Source organism: Bacteroidota bacterium, assembly GCA_018266755.1.
Lineage (GTDB): Bacteria > Bacteroidota > Ignavibacteria > Palsa-1295 > Palsa-1295 > JAFDZW01.
The window spans coordinates 1,243,515-1,265,171 of record JAFDZW010000005.1 but is presented as its reverse complement, the minus strand read 5'-3'; the positions used below and the strand labels follow the sequence as shown (position 1 = coordinate 1,265,171).

The window sequence follows — 21,657 nt, the reverse complement described above, 5'->3', positions numbered from 1 at the left end:
CCCAGCAGATGAATATAAAAATAGACAAAATCATGAACATGAAGACGCAAACCGGAAAGCAGACACTCTTTGCACTCGTTGGGGCCATGATCGTTATGCTGTTCGCTTCGAACGCCGAAGCGCAGTTCAATAAGGCCGTCGTGCTCTTGCGCGGAACGGTCAGAGCCGATCAGACTGGCAAGGCGCATTCGGTTCGTGTCAGTGTACGCGAGATCGGCAATAAGGCCATCGAGATCACCGGTAGCGTCTCGAATAGCGAGAGCGGGAAGTACCTCGTAGTCCTGCAGCCCGGCAAGAAGTACTGGGTACACCTCGAAGGCGAGAACATCGTCACGAAGGATGAAATGGTCGAGACGCCGGAAGTTGCGAAGACTTCGGATCTCAACAAGAATTTCACCGTGACGCTCGTAAGTGCTCAGAAGAATGCACTCGGCGAGAATAAGTAAGAAAAACAGAATTTTCACACCGAAACTAATTGGTCTGTCCTTTAGAGATGATGTATGATGAAGGCGCGCTCCGAAAGGGGCGCGTTTTTTTTGTTACAAACCGCCCCTGAGCGGTGTCTTATAAAAGGTATGTTCGCCCTGTCTTCCCCCAAGTCAGGTGTCTTTTTTTGAAACAGTGTATCGACGGCTGTGTCTAGTCCCAATAGCACCACATTTATGCGTTTTCTCCCATCGATCGTTTTGGCATTGTGTGCAATACTCTTCGGACGCAGTACTGAAGCGCAGACGGCAATTCGTGCCGTGTATCCGATTGCCGGTGCACAGCAAGTGAGTGTTCGGACGTCCATCGCAATCGTATATCCGCGTCCGATCGACAAGCAGGCTCTTGATGTTGGTTCGATCGTTGTGAGAGGGGCCGGAGGTCGTGTCTCTGCGGGGTCCGTCCGGCTTTCGGCGGATGCGAAGACGCTGATCTTTACACCGGCACAGCCCTTTCATACGAATGAGCATGTGACGCTCGCCGTTGGTCCGTTGGCATATGCGACAAGTGGCCATTCCGATGCATACACCACAAACTTTGTCACCGAAGAGGCAAGCGCACCGACAGAGTTGAACTACACCGGCGACGATCCGATCACGCAGATGGCCGTCCGTGCACGTGCGGGTGGTTTTCGCTACGATCGCTCAGCCGATCTCACCCCGACCCCTCAGGGATTTCCGCTGCTTACCGTTGATAACGACGACGATCCGTCCGACGGCAAGTTGTACATGGCGAATTTCAAATTCGTACAAACGCAGGGAGAGACGTATCGGATGGTGCTCGACAAACAGGGGAGCATACTCTATGCTCAAACGAGTGATTCGCATGTGATCCTGGATTTCAAGCCGCATTCGAACGGGAGATACACATACTTCGATTCGCCCACCTCGACATTCGTGGTACTCGATTCGAACATGAATGTGACCGATACACTGCGTGCGGCCAACGGATATGATATGGATGGCCATGACTTCCGCTATAATGCGGATGGCAGTTACTATGTGATCGCCCTGCACTACTTCAAGAAGGATATGCGACCGGTCTTTCCGGGGGCGGATAGTAATGCAACCGTCATCGATAATGTGGTGCAGGAATTCGACAAGGGAAATAATCTTATCTGGGAGTGGCGAGGGCTTGATCACTATCAATTGACCGATATTGAAAACGAGTCGTTGTCCGGCCCTATCGTCGATTATTGCCATATGAACGCGATTGAGATCGATACCGATGGTAACCTGCTCCTCTCGTGCCGCCATATGGATGAGATCACCAAGGTCAATCGTCAAACCGGTGAGATCATATGGCGGTGGGGCGGCAAGCACAACGAATTTACGTTTCGGTTCGATACGACCGGATTTTCGCATCAGCATGCGATCCGATATGTACCGACCGGTACCTATACGCTGTTCGATAATGGAAATTATCACCAGCATGGTGCAACGTTCAGTCGAGCCGTCGAATACAAACTCGATCAGGTAAACAAGGTCGCGTCGCAGGTATGGGAATTTCGGCACCAGCCACTCACATACGGGTACGCGATGGGATATGTACAGCGCTTGCCGAACGGCAACACGCTTATCGGCTGGGGGGCCTGTGCAAATGTTGCAGTGACGGAAGTCGGGCCCTTCAACCGAACCGTATTTGAAATGTCGATGGACAGTGGCAATTACAGTTATCGTGCGTATAAGTATCCTGTCGGGTATCTTCAGTCTGCTGTACGGAAGACAGCAGATGTATCGCTATCAAGTACGATGCAATGCTATCCGAATCCCGTTCGAGAGAGTGCGGAAGTGCGCTTTTCTGTGGCACACACATCACCGATCGACGTGACGCTATTCGATCTCCTCGGCAGGCCGGTCGCATCGATCGCACACGAAAATCTCAGTGAGGGATCCTATTCTGCTACGATCGATGCACGACATATTCCTGCAGGCAGCTATTATCTCCAGCTCAGCTCCGGCGGTGAGATGCAGTACTCGTCGGTAATGATCGTGAAGTAATCACCACCCGTTTCGTGTGCGCAACGACGTGATGTGGGCAACGTGATGCAACGAATGCCAGGCATAATTTGCAACGCTTTGTTCGAGTGTCCATTTCCCTGATTCGGGGTGGATATAGGTCCGCTCGAATTGCTCCGCTGTGAGCCTGTCCAGCATAGTGGACCACCGTTGGTGCAAACCTTCGAGTAACGTCAGCGATAACGAAACATCGGCCTCAGCGTCTGGAAGCTCTGACCATGCCGACTCGATATAAGGGCGGATTGTCGGTTCTTCTTCCGTCAGCGCGAGGCGATGCCGGATAAACCCGTTCATGTGACTATCAGCGAGGTGGTGCACAACCTGCCGCACACGCCATCCGCCATCTCTATATGGCGTATCGAGTTGAGGCGTCCTCAATCCGCTGACAGACTTACGAATCAGCTCCGGCAGCGTCCGAAGAATTTCGATGTGTTTCTGACGTTCGTTGAGGCTATACTTCGGCGCCTTGTCAAATTGTCCGATCGGATATCGAAGTTGATTTACGTGATCAGTGGCCATAGGTACTAAGCGAGAATAATAGTTGTATGGGTGTCAATTTTCTTTAAACCTGTGTAGCTGCTGCCCGTCTCATGGTGGCAGACGATCGCGTTGCGATTCACTTGTAGCTGTACTGATCATGAGACGTATATACTTCGAATTTGTTGCATTCGTCGGTAGTCTGCTTGTCGCAGGGAGCGTTGTCGCTTCGCCGGCACACGTTGTGAATTCCTATCCCAGTACCGGATCAACAAGCATACCGGCTTCCACGACAATTGGAATCACATACTCTACCTCGATCGATTTTCATTCTGTCGTTCAGGATAGCGTCAGGGTACTCAGCCCACACGGGAAGCTATATGCATTTTACACGAAGCTTTCGAAGAATCTGCGTACCCTTATCATCTCGCCGATAGCATCGTTCGGGACCGGCGAACGAATCACCGTTCATATCGGCACGCTTCGGACAACCAAGGGGGAACATACCGATCCATTCGATCTTACATTCACTGTCGCACATGCGACCGTCGTCCCGGACTCGTCATATCATAGCGATGACCCCATTCTCGAACGCATGCTGCACAAGCGGCACTCGACCGGGAAGGGAGTAAGTACGAGGCCGCTCACTTCCGTCCCCGGCGATTGGCCGGGACTTAATGTTAAGACCGACATGCAGCCGTATGACGGAAATGTCTATATGACGAATTATCGGTTCGGTGTAAGTTCGCAGGTCGGTGCGTTTCGCTTTGTCCTCGATAAGGACGGTCAGGTCGTAACAGCATTCGACGGTACACCTCATTATTTCAACGATTTCAAGCCGCTCGGAGATGGTCGGTATTCGTACTTTGATGCCGTAGCCGAAGCATTCTATGTGCTCGATAGCGCATTTAATCCGATCGATAGTATCCGCGCGACGAATGGGTATGTCACCGACGGTCACGAGTTTCGGATCACACCGGACGGCGATTATCTGATTCTTGCCGGTGATTACGTGACGATGGATGTAAGCCGGTATTATCAAGGAGGCGATACTGCCGCCATCGTGCTGTGTCCGGTTATCCAGGAGTTCGATGAGGATAAGAACCTTGTATTCCAATGGCGTGCGCTTGATCATTTCAACGTCACCGATGCCACTCATGAGAACCTCGCCGAACATACGATCGACTTTTGTCACTCGAACGCCATCGAGTTCGATAGCGATAGTAATATCATCCTCTCTTCGCGGCACATGGACGAGATTACTAAAATCGACCGTCAAACCGGCGATCTGATGTGGCGTTGGGGAGGGCTTCACAATCAGTTCGTATTTGTCGGCGATACGACGCCGTTCTCGCATCAACATGCAGTTCGACGGCTCCCCAACGGACATATCACCATGTTCGACAACGGTAACTTCCGGATACACATGCCATCGTACAGCCGTGCAGCCGAATTTGAACTTGATGCAGTGAACAAGACGGCGACACTTGTATGGTCGTTCAGGCATAATCCCGACCTATACGGTTTCGCGATGGGCTATGTTCAGCGGCTGCCGAACGGCAATACATTCATCGGCTGGGGTGCGTGCGACGACGCATCGGTGACGGAGGTGGATCCGGTTGGCGCTACGCAATTCGAGATGGTGCTCGATAGCTCCAATTATAGCTACCGAGCCTATAAATTCGATTCTACATATAATAAGATTTCTTCGCTTGCCGCTGCGACTGTGCAAACGGAAGCTTCTACATCGATCGTTTGTACGCCGAACCCGATCCGTTCGACGGCGCGCATCTCGATCGCTCTCCCAAATCCCGGTCATGTACAAATTTCCTTGTTCGATGCGCTCGGGCGAAGCATGGGGGATATTCTTGATCGGGAATTTGTGGGCCAGTCCGGAGACGTATCGTTGGATGCCCGCTCACTCGCGAATGGTGTGTACGAATTACGGCTTCGGTATAACGGTGCGGTAGTCGCGACCCAGCAATTGCTCGTTGTGAAATAGCAACAGTCGACGGTTGGTGGGCACTGACATTTTACGATAAAAATTCGGTCGTCACGGTATACGGATGAAATCTGTAAACCTTTATAGTGAGAATCGTGTAGTAGAATTTGCACTATCTTCCCCTTGTGTGTGTGTAGTACTGAAATAATATTCTCGGCACATCCTACCCAAATGTGTCGGTTGTCTCTTACTCGTTTTGAACATGAACACCTTTTTTACAATGCTGCTTGCGGCACTGATCGTTGCGGGCGGAGCTTCGGCCCAGTCTCATCCTAACCCTCAATCGGTAACGTCGTCATTTCTTCGCAGCTACCCGATGGATGGTTCGAAATTCGCAAGTCCACATACGGCGATCGGACTATCCTTCGCTTCGGCGATTCGCGGGCCGATTACGAATACGGCTGCGATCACAGTCACGGGTTCACGAGGCGGTCTCTATACAGGGGCCCTGAAGCTTTCTGCCGACCACAAAACGGTGATCTTTACACCCGATCGCCCCTTCGCACTTGGTGAAAGCGTCACTGTCAGATGGATGGCACTGCCGACGGACGACGGGGGAAAGATTGTCCCACAGTCAATGAGCTTTACAGTGCGCTCAGCAGAAGGCACATTCAATCACGCATGGCATAGTGACGACCCGATGACAGATCTGCTATTGCATCCGCCCGTCCAGCAACAGGGGATCGATGCAGCAGTGCAGGGGTTGCCATTGTTGACGGTCATTAATGACGACGATCCGTCGGATGGCAGACTCTATCTCGCGAGTATCGGCGCAGGTGGCACGCAGACATTGCCGTATCTCATGATACTCGATAAACAGGCAAGCGTATTGTTCTCGCGTCAGCCGGGGTTCGGGCCGGTCTATGATTTTGTGGCGCATCCGAACAATACCTATTCGTTTTTTAACGCGCCGACCTCGACATATTACATCTTAGATTCTCAGTACACTCGGTTCGATACACTTTCTGCCGCAAACGGATATCAGACGGATCCGCATGAACTTCGCTTCCACCCCGATGGGAGTTATGATCTCATCGCCGTCGATCCGATACCGATGGACCTCCGCACGATCGTCGAAGGCGGAGATAGCAATGCGATCGTCATGGATAACCTTATTCAGGAGTTCGATAAAGACGGAAATCTCATTTTCGAATGGCGCGCACTCGATCACTTCAAGATCACCGATATAGAGCACGAGCAGAATACCGGCCCGATGCCGGTGGACTTTTGCCACATGAACGGTATCGACCTTGATAACGATGGAAATCTGCTCCTGACCTCACGCCATCTCGACGAGATCACGAAGATCGATCGGGCAACCGGTGCGATCATCTGGAGATTTGGTGGGAAGAACAATCAGTTCACGGTGTCCGGAGATTCGGTCGGCTTCTCGCATCAGCATAGTATCCGTAGTACTCCGCTCGGGACGTATCTGCTCTTCGACAATGGCGACTACCATAATAGCGGCGGAGTGTTTAGTCGGGCGGTCGAATACACGCTCGATACTGTGGCCAAGACCGCAAAGCAGATATGGGAATTCCGTCATGACCCTCCGATCTTTACATTTGCCATGGGCTCGGTGCAACGGCTCGACAATGGAAATACGCTCATCGGGTGGGGGCAAAACCGAGGCATCGCCGTCACCGAAGTCGGACCGTTCAATCGCACCGTATTTGAGCTGACGATGGACAGCGCTGTATGCAGCTACCGGGCATACAAATTCCCGGATGAGTACGTCCATTCAGGGAACCTCGGGATCTCATTGCAGACAGCGATGGCGACCGGCGCACGCATCGAATGTACCCCGAACCCGGTTCATGATTTCGCACAAATCCGATTCACGACGACGGTTGACGGCCCAGTGAATATTGCGCTCTATGATGGCCTCGGTCGAAAACTCAACTCCCTCTTCGAAGGGACGGTATCCGCAGGTGAGCATTCGAACCCTTTAAATATGCAAGGGCTTGCCGCCGGTGCATACTTTGTCCGAATCGTGTCGGCTACAGGTGTGCCAGTGAGCGCACCCGTGTTGCTGACGCGATAGAACACTTGGTGTCGGCGCTCAGATATGGCAGCTCGAGAGGCCCCGCTTTTCGAGATACTGCTGATGGTATTCCTCCGCGCGCCAGAATGCCGCGGCGGGGGTGATCTCGGTCACGATCGGATTGCGGAATTTACCGCTTGCATTCATAGCGTTCTTCGATGCTTCTGCTGCAGCCTGCTGTTGCGGGCTGTGGTAGAAGATCGCCGAGCGGTATTGTGTGCCGATATCCGGGCCCTGGCGGTTTAGCGTCGTAGGGTTGTGGTTCTCCCAGAAGACCTGTAATAAGGTGTTATAGTCAACCCGTGTCGGGTCGTATGTCACCTCGACGACCTCGGCATGGCCGGTCTCGTCCGAGCATACATCCTCGTATGTCGGATGGTCTGTTTTGCCGCCGCAATAACCGACTTGCGTCGAAAGAACGCCCGGAATCTGACGAAAGGTCGCTTCGACTCCCCAAAAACATCCTGCGCCAAATGTTGCCTTCTCTGTCGTCATGGTGGTATCTATAGGTATTGTAACTTCAGGATATTACTGTACGGTTCTCTCGCCGGAGGGTTACGAGTATTTGGTCGTCGTAGAAGCGACAACCTCGTTGGCTGCCCATATATTTTACGCGTGTTTGTCACCGCCGGGCAACCTTGTGCGTTCATCAGTATGCCTGACTTCCACCCCGGACGTGATATTGTACACTCACTGACAAGATCACTCCAATGAGAAAATTCTATCTATTTGGTTTTTGTGCTTTACTGATTCTATCGATGGGGAGTATCAGTACTTCCCAAGCCGACCCCCATCACGATCACGGTCGACACCTCGGGTGGTCCAAGCATCACCATGACGAGCATGGTGATAACGATCGCGAGGACGACGACGACGGAAACCCCAGCGATTCCACCCACCATCATCAAAATCCGTCCGACTCGACCAGAGGAGATCATGACGCGGACGATTCGGTCAAAACCGTACCGCCCGGACTCGAGAAGGGGCATAATCCCTTCGGTCTCAGCGATTCGTGCTTTGCATATTTCCTAACGCTCCTGCCATCGGATACTGCCGCTCTTATCAAGACCGACCTCGCGCTGCTCGACAGTAACAGTGTGAAGATCGATTCACTCGTCGCTCAATGGAGGCTTGCGAAGTCGTCGCATGACACGACGATATCGGATTCTCTGAAGAAGGTGACGGCCGATTCGCTGAAGGACCTGATCGATTCGCTCGTGAAGCAATCGGTCGATCTGTCGATCGAGATCGTGCAGATCGGACGAGCCGAGATCACGATCCTGACAACCGTTCGCATGACGTGCGGCGACGATACGACGACGACCACACACCACGGAATCTCTGCGCCCCTGATCGATGTGGATGTGTCGGCCGTGACGCCGAATCCGGTTGCCTCCGGTGCGACGACACAGTTCAAGATATCCTCGGATGCGTCGACAAATATCGATGTCGGGCTCTACGATGTGATGGGAATTCTGGTCAAACAACTCTATCAAGGGCAGATCCAGGCGGGGACACCGATCTCGATTGCCTTTGACGTCGATAGTTTGCATCCAGGTGTCTACTTGCTCCGCGTGCAGACCGGTACGATCACCGAGACACAGCGTCTGGTCGTGAAGTGAGTGCGACGCTGCGGATGCAGCGCCAAACAAACAGCATGGGCCGGGATCGCGGCGGGTACGCTTTTCCCGGCCCATGTACTGTGCAGATCCCCCTATTTGATCGTGCCCTCGAAGCCCAGTGTTCGGCGAGCCAACCCCAACTGGCCGACGTGATACGACTCATGGAAGCAAAGAAAAAGGAGCGTATCGTACGGTTCGGCATTTGGTTGTAGCGAAGCATTGGGCAGGGCTTCGATAATGCCGTCCAGGTTTGCATTATACATTCCTTTGATCTCCTCGATGTCCACCGCATTTGCAGGTGTGATGTTCTCCGACCCGCGTTTATAAAGATCCTTGAAGGATTCCGGTATCACGAGCGGCAACCCAAGCTGTCGGCGAAACGAGTCGCGGCTGACGACCAGGTGACCGGCGATCCAATTGATGCAATTACCCCCGCCCGGCAACGACCGGATACTATCGGTATGCGAAATGCCCCCAAGATTGCGGTTGTAGATGGCATGGCAGTTCTGCAATATGTACGAAACAGAATACGAAAGTTGATCCATAGCATTTTGATACGACTACCAAAGCTCAAGTTTCAGACGTTCGACCATCAAAGCGGTTATCCACGCTGCGAACATCATCCGATTCGTCCCATCAATCCCACAAATCCCAGTTTGAATTTCCCTACCCGTCCCTGCGTTATCAAAACTCACAGTTTTTATACGATTTCATGTATCCTGAACTACGAACCTCGGTTTCGGCTGACGAACGCGAACATCTTGTCCTGCAACACTGGAAGACGCATGACATTTTCCGTCGTTCGATCGGCGAGCGCTCCGGCGCGCCCGTCTTCTCGTTCTATGAGGGACCGCCCACCGTCAATGGCATGCCCGGCATCCATCACGTGTGGTCGCGTACCATTAAGGATACGATTTGCCGCTACAAGACGATGCGCGGCTTCCGCGTCGAGCGCAAAGGCGGATGGGATACCCACGGCCTTCCGGTCGAGCTGGCGATCGAAAAGCAGCTCGGCTTCCGTCATAAGCATGAGATCGAAGAATATGGAATCGCGAAGTTCAACGAGCTCTGCCGCGAGTCGGTGTATGAGAACATTGCCCGCGAAGGTGGCTGGCAGGCGCTCACCGAGCGCATGGCCTACTGGGTGGATATGGAACACCCGTATATCACCTGCACACCCGACTATGTCGAGTCGATCTGGTGGGCGCTCAAGAAATTCTGGGACGGCGGCAAGATCTACAAAGGCTACAAGATCCAACCATACTGCCCGCGCTGCGAGACAGCCCTCTCGTCGCACGAGGTAGCGCTGGGCTATGACACCGCGAAGGACCCGTCGGTCTTTGTGAAATTCCGACGCAAGAACGTCGCCGAAGAAGAGTTCTTCCTCGCTTGGACGACCACGCCCTGGACGCTGCTGGCGAACGTCGCGCTGGCCGTGCATCCAGATGTCGAATACGTCACCGTCATCAACAAACGCAAGGACAAGTCCGAACGCCTCGTCCTCGCCGAAGCACTCATCGGTAAGCTTGAAGGCGAGACGGAGATCGTTGCTCGCACCATGGGCAAAGACCTCGAGGGCGCGGAGTATGAACCGCTCTTCGACTATAAATTACCGTACGAGTACCAAACATCAGAGAGTGCAGATGGTCTCGTACTACCTGACGGTACCCGCGTGATGCGCCCGCATCATATTGTTGTAGCGGACAAGTATGTAACCACTGAAGATGGAACGGGCATTGTGCACCAAGCTCCGGCATTTGGAGATGACGACTACCGCATCGCAAGGGCTAAAAATTTTCCCATAGTGATTTCTGTGAATGGTTCAGGCGAGATAGTTCTTGATTCGCCTTACAAGGGAGTATTCTTCAAAGATGCAGACCCCAAGATCATTGAGGAGTTGAAGAATAGGGGGATGCTCTACCGCAAGGAGACGATTGAGCATACTTATCCGTTCTGCTGGCGCTGCGATACAGCGCTTATGTATTACGCACGTGAGTCTTGGTATATCCGCGTGACGGACTATCGCGAAGAGCTATCGACAAAGAACAAAACGATCAACTGGCAGCCGCCCGAGATTGGTGAAGGCCGATTCGGCAACTGGCTAGCTGAACTGAAGGATTGGGGAATCTCAAGAGAGAGATACTGGGGGACTCCATTGCCTATCTGGGAATCAGTTGACGGTGAGATCAGGCTTTGTGTTGGCAAATATGAGGACTTCCTTGAAAAACACACCCTTCAAGCGGAAATCAGAAATCCTGCGTGGCTAGAATGGCATCTCGAACGTATGGCAGGTACTGCGACGGGCGCAGAACCGACTGAAAGAATCCCAGTGCGACTGGAGTTGGAGGCATATCTTGAGGATCCTGACCCCACCAAGGTTCACCCCACTCGTGTTAAGTCGGAAGATCTTAAGAACTTTGATCCGCATAAGCCGGGGATCGACGGCATAATCTTTCTCGGACGACTTCCAGATTCCTCATTAGTGACACTTCGGCGTGTACCGGATGTCATCGACGTGTGGTTCGATTCCGGCTCGATGCCGTTCGCGCAGTATCACTATCCGTTCGAGAACAAAGAGCTCTTCGAAAAGGCGTATCCGGCCGACTTCATCAGTGAAGGTATCGACCAGACTCGAGGCTGGTTCTACACGTTGCATGCGATCAACACGTTCCTCTTCGGCAAGCCGGCATACAAGAATGTGATCGTCAACGACATGCTGCTCGATAAGAACGGGCAGAAGATGTCGAAGTCTCGCGGAAATGTCGTCGACCCGTTCGAGGTCATACGCACCTACGGCGTTGATGCCGTTCGTTGGTATCTGCTCGCCTCGAGCGTGCCGTGGAAGCCGAAGCTCTTCGATGCGGCCGACGTTGCTGATATCGAGCGCAAGTTCTTCGGGACGCTGCTCAACACCTACGGCTTCTTCGCGCTCTATGCCAACATTGACAGCTATGCAAGCCAGTCGACCGCATCTGCGAACACTCGCAACGAGATGGACCGGTGGATCCTTTCAAAGCTGAATTCGCTGGTGAAGGATTGTGCTTCGTACATGGATTCGTACGAGCTCACGAAGCCGGCACGTGCGATTCAGGAATTCGTCATCGAAGAACTATCGAACTGGTACATCCGCCGTTCGCGTCGCCGTTTCTGGAAAGGCGAGATGAATGCGGATAAGCAAGCGGCCTACGATACGTTGCGTGAGTGCTTGGTAACGGTCGCGAAGCTGATGGCTCCGATCGCTCCGTTCATGTCGGACACGCTCTATCGCTCGTTGAGTGGAGGCGACTCCGTACATCTCGAACTGTACCCAACGCCGAATGATGCGCTGATCGACAGCAAGCTCGAGACCCGCATGGCGAAGGCGCAGACTATTTCTTCGCTCGTGCGCCAAATGCGCGAGCGTGCAAAGCTGAAAGTGCGTCAGCCGCTCGAGCGCGTACTCATTCCGTGTGCGAACCGCTACGATATCGAAGAGCTGCGCAAGGTTGAAGACATCGTGCTTGATGAGGTGAATGTCAAGCACGTCGAATATGTGCTCTTCGGCGACAGCGACGTGATCCAGCGAAAGGCAAAGGCGAACTTCAAAGCACTCGGCGCACGTCTCGGCAAGCAGATGAAGTCTGTTGCCGCACGCATCGGTACCATGACCGATGAGGAGATCACGCGCTACGAGCAACAGATGTTCATCGAATTCGACATTGATGGCGAGAAGGTACGTGTCGAACGCGGCGAGATCGACGTCACTGCACAGGACGTGCAAGGCTGGCTCGTCTCAAGTGAAGGCGGGGTGACGGTGGCGCTCGACACACATCTCACGGCCGAACTCCTTTCAGAAGGTTTGGCACGCGAGTTCGTCAACCGCATCCAGAACTTGCGCAAGGACTCGGGCTTCGAAGTGACCGATCGCATTACGATCGCTGTCGGTGGCGCGCCTGCCGAGCTTGCCGACGCACTTGCAAAGCACAAGGATTACATCTCGCAGGAAACGCTTGCCGCCACGATCTCGAACGATGGTGCCAGTGACGGCACCGATATCGACCTTGGAGAACTCACGGCAAAGGTGAGCATTGCGAGGGTGTAAGTGAGCCGTGTTATTTGGGCCAGATGTATGTTACTCCGATGAGTAATCGGAGGACATTCATGTCATAAATATAAAAGCTCGATTGGTACGTGTCCGTGAATTCGTACCGAAGTGTTCCGGTAAGCGCGACGGAATTCTTTACGAACCAGGCGACGCCCCCTTCTGCACGAAACATCCAATGATCTTCGATGTATGTAGCCTTACCAACTCGATCGTTGGAATGCGACGTCCCGAGTGCACACGACACCAGTGGCTTCAGCTCCTCCTTACCGAAGTAATAGGTAAGTCCGAGGGTAGCTGAGCCCGATAGGTAGCGACTTGGGGGAAGGTGCTCGTATCCAAATGAAACGCTCGGTGTGAGGGCGAGTGCGTCTGCAACGAAATACAAGCCACCGGGTGAAAGAGAAATACTGTAATCTCCCGAACCTCCGTTCGAATCGTGACGGACGCTCCCGCTGATACTCCCAGAAAGGCCGAACCGACCCTGCTCAGTTTGCGCAGAAACACTTGCAATATTGAGCGCCAGCAGCAGGGATAATGACATGATGATCTTCATAGGACGTGTTGAATGAGTGACGTGCGATGGATCATTAAACTACAGGGGAGATCTCTCATTGGTTTCACTCGGCGAATCGTAGTAGTGGCTCAGTTCAGACTGTTCTTCAATAGTAATTCTGAGTGAAGGGAAGAATCGCTTGATGAAACCCTGTGAGGCTCCGCCAAAGGGATTCTTCGCGTTGCTCAGAATGACAGTTCCTTATACCATATCAAACTAAGCCACTACCCGAATATTCGAGTAGGTGCCCGAACGATTAACTTATCGATGGGCACCTTGACATTGTTCAATACAATGTGTATCTTGTGTACGATTTGACTGGCACCTATATTCGGGGATGCACAATGCAGCATCGATCTGACATGTCTTATACGCCACTACCGCCCACCAGCATACCTCCGGCAAGGTACTCAGTCAAGCGTGTGTGTGCACAATCATGTTGTTGAGGGAATAAGGACTTACAGACCTAATTTTTCAGATGGGTACCACTCAGACGGGGCTGGCTGACGTGAGAAATGATGCGTAAACCCATCGTCGGGCTGCGCTGTTGAATTCATACCTACCCCCGTTAGACGTACCGGAATCTAACACAATTCGCGCATCTCGTCATGAGCAAGAAGTCAGTTCTCGTAATTGCATTCCTTGGGCTCTTCACTGCCTCTTCATCGGCACAGAGCAATATGTCGCTTGTTTGGCAACGCACCCTCGGCGGAACAGGCTATGATGAAGCAACTTCGATCGTCGCGACTCGCGATGGCGGTATGATTGTCGCAGGGTATACTGCGTCGAGTGACGGCGACGTCAACGGTCACCATGGTTCGTCAGATGTCCCTGACGGATGGATCGTCAAGATGGATGCCAATCACAACGTGCAATGGCAGCGGTCGCTCGGAGGGACGTTCGAAGACCAGATCGTTCGTGTTATTCAGACGAGCGACGGCGGCTATGCGGTCGCAGGTTACAGCGGCTCCGACGACGGCGATTTTACTGCGAATGCGGGTGTGTACGACGGGTTCGTTGCAAAACTCGACTCGCTAGGGAATATTACCTGGATCCATAATTTCGGCGGTCAAACTGACGACGAGTTCTATTCGATTTCCGAAACATCAGATCACGGACTGATTGTCTGTGGCACGTCAAATTCGACCAACGGCGACCTTCGGACTCAGACACATTTCGGTGGGTACGACGCATGGGTCGTGAAACTCAGCTCCGCCGGTTCGATCGACTGGCAACGAACGTACGGTGGTACCGATGACGATGAAGCATATGACATCAAGACGACGAGCGATGGGGGATTTATCTTTTCGGGTTACACTTATTCCGCGACCGGCACCTTTGCAGCAAATCATGGCTCGACCGATCTGTGGGTCGTAAAGCTCGGAAGTACAGGTGCTCCACAGTGGCAGAAGCTCATCGGCGGTACGTTGGATGAAGAGGGGGATGCCGTGGTCCAAACGAGTGACAAGGGGTATGCAATCATCGGCTACACGACGAGTTTCAATGGCGATGTGTCGGATAACCACAGTAACGATACCCTCCCGGATTGCTTCCTCGTAAAACTCGACCAGAACGGGACAAAACTCTGGACGAAGTGCTATGGCGGCAGTGACGACGACGCAGCAACCGACGTGATCGAAACGACACCCGATCATGGTCTGGCATTCGCAGGATATGCATCCAGCCTTGACGGTGACGTCACGAAGACTCTCGGACCGCCGGATGCATGGCTTGTCAAGACTGATGCAGCCGGCGCGTTGCAATGGCAGGTATCGCTTGGCGGCGGAGATTCGGATGTCGCATACAGTCTGGCCCAGCGGGTTCAGAGTGTGTTATTCTGCGGCTCGACAGCTTCGACAAATGGGGATGTGACATCGAACCACGGGTTTCTCGATGTGTGGGTCGGTGAATATGGGGTGACGAGCGGTGTTCCGAGTCAGACCGTTCATAGCACACGGGTCATGGCATATCCGAATCCGTTTATTGTTCGGACATCGATCGTACTTCCCGAAGGCTTTCTCGATGGATCTTCCGGAACATCCGTTACGCTTGTCAATTCGATCGGTACCGAGGTTTTGCATCGGCCTGTCACGGGGGTAGGGAATACGATCGTTCTCGAGCGAGGCACACTGGCGACCGGCTTGTATCAATGTCGAGTCGTCTCGGGAGCCAAGGTTCTATTGACAACATTGGTTGTTGTTAATTAGCAGGCCAAGTGCAAATCGGGGGCACAAAATAGCAGGGAGTTTTTTCCCTTTCGGATTGTTGTACCGCCTTAATTTTAGGCGTTTACGCCTAACTATAGCCCCCACATACCTTTTCGTTCGAAGGAGGACGTTTATGGCGAAGTCTGTCAAGAAACACACGGCAGCAAAAACAAAACCGGCTAAGAAGACAGTCGCAAAAAAGGCTGCCCCGAAGCCGAAAAAGTCTGCCGTGAAGCCAGCGAAAGCTCCGTCGAAAGCAAAGGCAGTGGCGAAGGCATCCACAAAGAAACCTGTTGCCCCTAAAAAGCCTGTGCCTGATACCAAGAAAACCAACAAGTCATCTGCCCCACCGGTAAAACTTACTGCGAACGATAACGACGTTATCGCTAACGCAAAGGTCCGTTACGGTGCGAAAGATCTCGATTTTTTCCGCAAAGAAATCCTCAAGCAGCGTGACGAGGCGAAAGAAGAATTCGATATCATCAGCCAGCAGCTCCTCGATACATCGGGCGAGTACGAGGCTGAGAACCAGTCGTTCGCATTGCATACCGCCGAGCAGGGCTCCGATGCAATGGAGCGCGAAAAACAGTATTTGCAGGCGCAGCGCACGTCCGATTTTATCAAGAAGCTTGACGAAGCTCTGGAGCGAATCGATCGCGGAATCTATGGTATCTGTGTCGTCTGTGGCGAACTCATTGAGAAGCCGCGTTTGATGGCGGTGCCGATCACCCAAAAGCACGTCTCGTGCAAGAATAAGACGCAGGCCAAGAAGTTTAGCGTTAGCGAGTACGGCGTGCCGCCAGAGGAAGTGGTCGAGTGAGCGATACTCAGATCCCGGAAGCATCGACGCGTTCGTTCTCCAAACATCTTTACTGGGTAACGGCCGCGATTGTCGTTGTCGATCAATTGACAAAGCTTCTGATCAAGGGGGCTTCCGTATTTGGCTTTCCCGGGATGCCGTTGCATTCGTCAAAACCATTTATTGACGATATTCTTCGAATCACTTACGTCGAGAATCCCGGTATTGCATTCGGCATCAACTTCCCGGCGCTGAAGGTATTCTTTTCCATTTTCTCGGGGATCGCAGCAATCGCGATCTTCGTCTACCTCGAGCGAAACGGGTCGAAGCTGCATAAATGGGATCGGCTTGGGCTCGTGATGATCATGGGCGGTGCGATCGGGAATCTGATCGACCGATGCTTCTATGGTGTCATCTTCGGGGAGGAGCGACTCTTTTATGGCCACGTCGTCGACTTCCTCGATTTTGGATATAAGACGAACTGGTGGCCGGTCTTCAATATCGCCGATTCCGCGGTAACGGTTGGCGTTTCGATCCTTGTCCTTTCAATGCTGCTCCGGAAGCCGGTGACTGTTGAACCTGCTGGAGCGAGTGAATCGCAGAAGCAGGTTAATTAGATCACATCATCCGCTATTTGGGCGGTGCCATTGGCGGCGGTGCCGGAATCGGGCCACCCAGTGTTCTCGTAACTCCGACCGTTTCAAAATCCGGTACTCTGTTCTTTACTGCTGGTATGGAGTGTAAATAGGCGAAGATCGCTTTCAGGTCGTCATCGCTGGCCTTCCCGAGGGCCTGCCATGGCATCGGCGGCATGATCGGTCGGTTATGCGACCCAACCCCGGTACGCATCGCCTTGATGAAATCTGCCTCGGTCCATTTCCCAAGTCCGGTTTCAGGATCCGGCGTCAGGTTCGCCGCATAGGAAATACCCCACGGTCCGGCGAATGCCGTCATTGAAATCGATCCGGCCCATCCCCACGGCGGAGTCAGAAATGCAGGTGGCATTTTCAACCCTTCCGGACTACCTGAGAGCATTTTCGTCATATCCGGCCCAGGACTTTTTTCGCCCATCTTCCAAGGCGTATGACAATCATTGCAGCCGCCGAGCGTCTCGACCAGATATTTCCCGCGTTCAACCGGCGAGCCGGAAGCTGCTGCCACCGAGGTTTCGGCAGGCTTGCCAGGTTCCGATTCGTTCTTCTTGCCGCAACCGATGACGAGGCCGGCCAAAAGGGTGCCGATCGTAATGATTCGAATGGAGTGTAGCATCGTTCGTGATTTGAATTAGATACTTCAGTTGACAACAAAAATAAGGCTGATGTGACACTTCGGACCCGATTCGGACTCGGAGAACAAAACACCCCGCGATACGTCTGCATCCCACGGGGTGTTTTGATGATCGGCTTCGTATGACGAGGCTACTTTTTCGGTGCGCCGCCCATTGCCATCGCGCCCTTCGGCGGCATGTAATCCGGTACTTTATTCTTCACCGGCGGGATCGTCCGCAGATAGGCGTAGACCGCTTTGAGATCGTCGTCCGACATCTGCTTCACATATTCCACCGGCATCGGCGGCATGATCGGCCGGTTGATGCCGAACATCATTCCGGTCTTGAAGATCTTGATGAAATCCGCCTCGCTGCACTTGCCGAGACCCGTCGTCGAATCCGGCGTCAGGTTTGCGGTAAAGGTCGTGCCGAACGGGCCGCTCCAGGCTGTCATTGTCCATGCGCCCGAGACCATCCACGGCATATCCATCTTCGGTGCCGGCGGCATTGCCATACCTTCCGGATGACCGGAGAGCATGCGGCTCATGTCCGGTGCCGGACCGCTCGGGCCCATCTTCATCGGCGTATGGCAGTCGTTACAGCTTGCGATCGTGACGAGATACTTGCCCCGCTCGACCGGCGACATTACTGCGGCAGTTGCCTTCGATGAATCTGCGCCGCCCTTGTTCTCCGACTTCATATCGGACTTGCAGCTTGCGAGCGTCAGCAGTGCTGCAGCGGATAGTGTCAACGTAGAGTAAATCAGGTGTTTCATGAAATGAATGAACGATGAATGAATGAACTGCAAAGATAGGGAAGTTTCCTTCCGAATCCAAATCACATTTCGACCCGGTATTCGAGCCGTCAGACAGCTAATCTACAAGAGCCAGGCCCATTTGGATGAGCAGATCGGAATATTTTTTCGTCTTGGTCCCATCGTAATAATAGACATTCCGCAGGAGCCGATTATAGGTATCGAAATTCGGCTCGGAAAAATCGCGGGTCAAGAGCGCCTTCTGCCCGGAAAGCAACGAATCGGCAAATGCCTTGGCCCGAAGACCTCGAGCGTAGGCGGAGTCGACTGAGATACCGGCACGAGCGGCTTGCGAATCGAGGCGGGCGCCGTGACGCGTCTCGAATGCATCCATCCCGAGGATGCGGATGTCGATCGTGTCGCGGCCGATGAGAAAATCGAACGTGTCGCCGTCAACCACCCGGTGCACCGTGACGACCGTCGCCGAATCGAGCAGCGGGTCCACCTCGACGTATTGCGTTACCGGGCTCGTGGATGTGTTCGAACACCCGACGAACAGGGCAGTGGCGATGATAACGAGCAGGGCAAGCTTCATGATGATCTGGGTTGCTATTGACTCGATGTCTCCTTCGACATCGAATCGAGAAAGGTCGAGAAACCGGCGAGCAGCGAGCGCATCCGCACCAGCGTCGAATCGTACTCGGCGCGAAGGCGCGTGACCTCGCCGCGAGCGCGTTCGATCTCGAGCGGCACATCTTTGAGCATCTTGTCGCGTTCGAGCCGCGCTTCGCCAAGTAGCAGCTCCGCCTCTTTTTTGGCGTTGTCCTCCATCTTGATCGCCGTCTGTTGTGCCGCCAGCAGTGTCTTTTCGAGCGTGCCTTCGAGCGAGAGATAATGATCGAGCTTCTTCTTCATCGCTTCGAATTCGTCCTCGATCTGGTACTGATCGCGGATCGCCAACTCGAACTCCTGCGCGACCTCGTCAAGAAACGCACGGACCTGATCGACGTCATAGCCGCGCATCTTCTGTTCGAATTCCTTCTTCTTAATGTCTAACGGAGAAAGAGGCATTAGTCGTAGCTGATTGTAATGAGTACGAAAATACGGCGATGGGAATTTTGAGTGCTGAATTCCAAATCCGATGCAGCCTACGCCTGTCATTGCGAGGAAGTCGCGAAGCGACGACGAAGCAATCTAAGAGCTCGAGATTGCCACTATGTTCACTATTCCAGATTGCTTCTCGTCGCTCGCAATGACATCGGGAGGAGCGCTTGCACTGCCGCCTCACGCCGCCTCCGCGAACTCCTTAATTCGGTCCGTAACCCCTTGATATTCGCCAACATTGTTGTGCACACCCACCGATCTCGCCGCTCGCAGACTGCCGCGATTATGTTCGAAACGCACCCCCACGGCCGGGCGAAGTTGACGCGGGCTGATCGCATCGTTTGATGCTTCGGCGACTGGTTCACTCGCTTGCTTGGGAGCTTCGACCTCTGGTGCATCCGTCGATGCAGCATGCTCGTTCTCCGCTTCGAGTTGGAGGATGACACGGTCGGCGATTCCTGCGAGTTTGCCGAAGCCGCCTCGGTTGATGTAGCCCGCACGCGGGATCGCCTTGCTCTCTTGCGCATAGATGATCACCGTGAGCTCGAGCTCGCAGAGCCAGTGTTGGATCTGGAACAGCAATCGTTCGCGCTGGCGCGAATTGCCGGCAGACATCTCCCACGAGTTGATCACGATCGTTGCAAGACCTTCCCTGGCGATCAACCGATCGATGAGGTTATCGATATACTGCAGTTCGCCCGCTGTGTTCGTGACGAAGTGCAAGCCGTCGATGCCGCCGGAGATACTGGCATCGGTGTCGAGCGTCTGGTGAATGCAGCGCGTATGTTTCTTCGGCCGCTGAAATGTGTTGATGTGCAGCACGCCGCCGAACTCGCCGCTCGTCGCCAGTTCATGCGCGAATCGCACGCTTTCAGGGCAATTGGCACCCATCGAATCCCCAATGATGAGCACCAAGTCGTTTGGGTTGAAACTAAAGGAGTTAGATGTTGCAGGGGCGTTCATATTTGTTAAAAAAGATATGTTTAAGCATACTATTCAAACATTGAATTGCTATTTATGTTCATATAACAAGCAAAAAATGTTCAGGTGAATGTTCTGGGCAAAGTCGAGGTCAAGATCGCAATTAGGGTCCGACTCGGAAGGAAAGATGACCCGGACGGAACAATTCACTAATTCGAGGCTTTGAATTACCCATGAACGTCAGTAGTGTCCCGAAGCTTTAATCTCTGATGCGACGACTTTACGTACGTGATAAACGGGCATTTCGAACACTGTGCTGCCTAGCGTCGGTTTTGGTGTGGTCATGTGCTCCAACCAAGCGATCCGGAGACCGCATCCGACCGTACACACCTCCCGTCATCATGGAGTATCAGAGTGCGAATCCGCATTTCGATTCTTTGCTGACGTTTTGCATCCAGCCATCCGATGATACGCTGCCTGACCGAAGCCTGATTGATCAGGCTGTGCCAGCATTCTATCTGCGTAATGCTCTGGAATTGGGGGGCTACCAATATACACGAGTGCCGGATTCGGCCGATTTCATCGTAACCGTGGATCTTCGAGGAGAGTATCACAAGACTCGGATACCTCAGCGCAGCATCACATTGCCCGTATTCGACTCGGAACGGAAAATCGTCGTCGGACACAGCGAATTGGGCTACGAGGTACAACCTCCGGTCTCGTGGCGCGATCTTGATCCTACGGTGATCGCCCGCTCATTGAGTGACGCCGGCACCATCCCGACAACCTCTCCGATTTATCATGGCCCAGACGGTGATTACTACTGGATCTCCAGTGTAGCGATCTACGATGGCCACACTCATAGCCAGATCTGGATGGGGAATGGGATCATCTGGACCGATCTGGCAAACTACCTGATGTCGTTTCAAGATCTGATCAACGTGTTGTGCGCTCGAATCCCAAAGGCAACGAGGCAGAAGGATTCAATCGTGATTCCGAGCGGATTGATCGGTATCTTCTATGCCATCCAATCGACCAACGGGAGGCACTTTTATCCGTTCGTGACCCAGTTGAACACGGGAGGCGCTGCAGAACGTGCTGGCATCAAGCAAAATGACATAATCATTCAAATCGACGGTGAATCGTCAATGGACCTCACGTTCTACGATGCATATAAGAAATTCGCAGGAGGTACAGGGGTGCCGGTGCAGTTGAAGGTCGCACGAAACGGTCAGATACTGGATTTTACTGTTGTGCGTGACCCGCGACCAAGATAGCTTCGAGCGATTCCGCAAGCATCAGCGCCGCCGGGCGTCCTG

General features: G+C 53.2%; 19 protein-coding genes. 10 read left to right on the top strand and 9 right to left on the bottom strand.

What is annotated here, in order from left to right:
- Nucleotides 1-38 precede the first annotated feature (38 nt).
- Together JSS75_10045 and JSS75_10040 are read left to right on the top strand one after the other, a co-directional pair.
- Nucleotides 39-446: a hypothetical protein gene (locus JSS75_10045; protein MBS1904035.1), complete on the top strand. Its 408-nt coding sequence runs from the start codon at nt 39-41 to the stop codon at nt 444-446.
- Nucleotides 447-662: 216 nt separating this feature from the next.
- Nucleotides 663-2,486, top strand: coding sequence for an aryl-sulfate sulfotransferase (locus tag JSS75_10040; GenBank protein ID MBS1904034.1), 1,824 nt, complete (start codon nt 663-665; stop codon nt 2,484-2,486).
- Here the strand turns inward: JSS75_10040 and bstA are convergent, their stop codons facing one another.
- Nucleotides 2,487-3,023, bottom strand: coding sequence for a bacillithiol transferase BstA (gene bstA, locus JSS75_10035; protein MBS1904033.1), 537 nt, complete (start codon nt 3,021-3,023; stop codon nt 2,487-2,489). It lies immediately after the preceding gene.
- A 118-nt stretch (nt 3,024-3,141) separates the two neighbouring features.
- Between bstA and JSS75_10030 the strand changes: the two genes are divergently transcribed.
- Entirely contained in the window at nt 3,142-4,983 is a 1,842-nt protein-coding gene (locus JSS75_10030) for an aryl-sulfate sulfotransferase (protein MBS1904032.1), read from the top strand.
- A 202-nt stretch (nt 4,984-5,185) separates the two neighbouring features.
- Nucleotides 5,186-7,027, top strand: coding sequence for an aryl-sulfate sulfotransferase (locus tag JSS75_10025; protein MBS1904031.1), 1,842 nt, complete (start codon nt 5,186-5,188; stop codon nt 7,025-7,027).
- 18 nt (nt 7,028-7,045) lie between these two features.
- Here the strand turns inward: JSS75_10025 and msrA are convergent, their stop codons facing one another.
- Nucleotides 7,046-7,522, bottom strand: a complete 477-nt coding sequence (gene msrA / locus JSS75_10020) for a peptide-methionine (S)-S-oxide reductase MsrA (GenBank protein MBS1904030.1) — start codon at nt 7,520-7,522, stop codon at nt 7,046-7,048.
- Nucleotides 7,523-7,785: 263 nt separating this feature from the next.
- Between msrA and JSS75_10015 the strand changes: the two genes are divergently transcribed.
- The gene (locus JSS75_10015) at nt 7,786-8,649 is read left to right on the top strand and encodes a T9SS type A sorting domain-containing protein (protein ID MBS1904029.1); all 864 of its coding nucleotides are present in this window, start codon (nt 7,786-7,788) and stop codon (nt 8,647-8,649) included.
- Nucleotides 8,650-8,741: 92 nt separating this feature from the next.
- Here the strand turns inward: JSS75_10015 and JSS75_10010 are convergent, their stop codons facing one another.
- Entirely contained in the window at nt 8,742-9,194 is a 453-nt protein-coding gene (locus JSS75_10010; protein MBS1904028.1) for a DinB family protein, read from the bottom strand.
- Nucleotides 9,195-9,361: 167 nt separating this feature from the next.
- Between JSS75_10010 and JSS75_10005 the strand changes: the two genes are divergently transcribed.
- Nucleotides 9,362-12,730, top strand: a complete 3,369-nt coding sequence (locus JSS75_10005) for an isoleucine--tRNA ligase (protein ID MBS1904027.1) — start codon at nt 9,362-9,364, stop codon at nt 12,728-12,730.
- A gap of 10 nt (nt 12,731-12,740) precedes the next feature.
- Here JSS75_10005 and JSS75_10000 read toward each other — a convergent pair whose 3' ends face one another.
- Nucleotides 12,741-13,274 (bottom strand): hypothetical protein, encoded by a 534-nt coding sequence (locus tag JSS75_10000; GenBank protein ID MBS1904026.1) that lies wholly within the window; start codon nt 13,272-13,274, stop codon nt 12,741-12,743.
- Nucleotides 13,275-13,894: 620 nt separating this feature from the next.
- Here JSS75_10000 and JSS75_09995 point away from each other — a divergent pair.
- The 3 genes from JSS75_09995 (at nt 13,895) to lspA (ending at nt 16,909) form a co-directional block, all read left to right on the top strand.
- Nucleotides 13,895-15,493, top strand: coding sequence for a T9SS type A sorting domain-containing protein (locus tag JSS75_09995; GenBank protein MBS1904025.1), 1,599 nt, complete (start codon nt 13,895-13,897; stop codon nt 15,491-15,493).
- Between the two features lie 133 nt (nt 15,494-15,626).
- Complete coding sequence (locus tag JSS75_09990; GenBank protein ID MBS1904024.1) at nt 15,627-16,313, top strand: TraR/DksA C4-type zinc finger protein; 687 nt, start codon at nt 15,627-15,629, stop codon at nt 16,311-16,313.
- Nucleotides 16,310-16,909 (top strand): signal peptidase II, encoded by a 600-nt coding sequence (gene lspA, locus JSS75_09985; protein MBS1904023.1) that lies wholly within the window; start codon nt 16,310-16,312, stop codon nt 16,907-16,909. The genes JSS75_09990 and lspA overlap by 4 nt, the downstream gene beginning before the upstream one ends.
- A gap of 13 nt (nt 16,910-16,922) precedes the next feature.
- Here the strand turns inward: lspA and JSS75_09980 are convergent, their stop codons facing one another.
- From JSS75_09980 to JSS75_09960, 5 genes are all read right to left on the bottom strand, one after another.
- Entirely contained in the window at nt 16,923-17,561 is a 639-nt protein-coding gene (locus tag JSS75_09980) for a diheme cytochrome c-553 (protein ID MBS1904022.1), read from the bottom strand.
- A 149-nt stretch (nt 17,562-17,710) separates the two neighbouring features.
- On the bottom strand, nt 17,711-18,334 hold the full coding sequence (locus JSS75_09975) for a c-type cytochrome (protein ID MBS1904021.1): 624 nt from the start codon (nt 18,332-18,334) through the stop codon (nt 17,711-17,713).
- Nucleotides 18,335-18,431: 97 nt separating this feature from the next.
- Nucleotides 18,432-18,908, bottom strand: a complete 477-nt coding sequence (locus JSS75_09970) for a thermonuclease family protein (protein MBS1904020.1) — start codon at nt 18,906-18,908, stop codon at nt 18,432-18,434.
- 14 nt (nt 18,909-18,922) lie between these two features.
- On the bottom strand, nt 18,923-19,384 hold the full coding sequence (locus JSS75_09965; protein ID MBS1904019.1) for a DivIVA domain-containing protein: 462 nt from the start codon (nt 19,382-19,384) through the stop codon (nt 18,923-18,925).
- A gap of 213 nt (nt 19,385-19,597) precedes the next feature.
- Nucleotides 19,598-20,380: a hypothetical protein gene (locus JSS75_09960; protein ID MBS1904018.1), complete on the bottom strand. Its 783-nt coding sequence runs from the start codon at nt 20,378-20,380 to the stop codon at nt 19,598-19,600.
- Between the two features lie 359 nt (nt 20,381-20,739).
- Here JSS75_09960 and JSS75_09955 point away from each other — a divergent pair, with 359 nt between their 5' ends.
- Nucleotides 20,740-21,615: a PDZ domain-containing protein gene (locus tag JSS75_09955; protein ID MBS1904017.1), complete on the top strand. Its 876-nt coding sequence runs from the start codon at nt 20,740-20,742 to the stop codon at nt 21,613-21,615.
- Nucleotides 21,616-21,657: the final 42 nt, after the last annotated feature.

Coding starts and splice junctions, on each gene's coding strand:
- JSS75_09975 (MBS1904021.1), bottom strand. CDS start 18,334: ATGAAACACCTGATTTACTCTACGTTGACACTATCCGCTGCAGCACTG.
- JSS75_10010 (MBS1904028.1), bottom strand. CDS start 9,194: ATGGATCAACTTTCGTATTCTGTTTCGTACATATTGCAGAACTGCCAT.
- JSS75_10040 (MBS1904034.1), top strand. CDS start 663: ATGCGTTTTCTCCCATCGATCGTTTTGGCATTGTGTGCAATACTCTTC.
- JSS75_10015 (MBS1904029.1), top strand. CDS start 7,786: ATGGGGAGTATCAGTACTTCCCAAGCCGACCCCCATCACGATCACGGT.
- msrA (MBS1904030.1), bottom strand. CDS start 7,522: ATGACGACAGAGAAGGCAACATTTGGCGCAGGATGTTTTTGGGGAGTC.
- bstA (MBS1904033.1), bottom strand. CDS start 3,023: ATGGCCACTGATCACGTAAATCAACTTCGATATCCGATCGGACAATTT.
- JSS75_10000 (MBS1904026.1), bottom strand. CDS start 13,274: ATGTCATTATCCCTGCTGCTGGCGCTCAATATTGCAAGTGTTTCTGCG.
- JSS75_09955 (MBS1904017.1), top strand. CDS start 20,740: ATGGAGTATCAGAGTGCGAATCCGCATTTCGATTCTTTGCTGACGTTT.
- JSS75_10045 (MBS1904035.1), top strand. CDS start 39: ATGAAGACGCAAACCGGAAAGCAGACACTCTTTGCACTCGTTGGGGCC.
- JSS75_09995 (MBS1904025.1), top strand. CDS start 13,895: ATGAGCAAGAAGTCAGTTCTCGTAATTGCATTCCTTGGGCTCTTCACT.
- JSS75_10030 (MBS1904032.1), top strand. CDS start 3,142: ATGAGACGTATATACTTCGAATTTGTTGCATTCGTCGGTAGTCTGCTT.
- JSS75_10005 (MBS1904027.1), top strand. CDS start 9,362: ATGTATCCTGAACTACGAACCTCGGTTTCGGCTGACGAACGCGAACAT.
- JSS75_10025 (MBS1904031.1), top strand. CDS start 5,186: ATGAACACCTTTTTTACAATGCTGCTTGCGGCACTGATCGTTGCGGGC.
- JSS75_09965 (MBS1904019.1), bottom strand. CDS start 19,384: ATGCCTCTTTCTCCGTTAGACATTAAGAAGAAGGAATTCGAACAGAAG.
- JSS75_09990 (MBS1904024.1), top strand. CDS start 15,627: ATGGCGAAGTCTGTCAAGAAACACACGGCAGCAAAAACAAAACCGGCT.
- JSS75_09960 (MBS1904018.1), bottom strand. CDS start 20,380: ATGAACGCCCCTGCAACATCTAACTCCTTTAGTTTCAACCCAAACGAC.
- JSS75_09980 (MBS1904022.1), bottom strand. CDS start 17,561: ATGCTACACTCCATTCGAATCATTACGATCGGCACCCTTTTGGCCGGC.
- JSS75_09970 (MBS1904020.1), bottom strand. CDS start 18,908: ATGAAGCTTGCCCTGCTCGTTATCATCGCCACTGCCCTGTTCGTCGGG.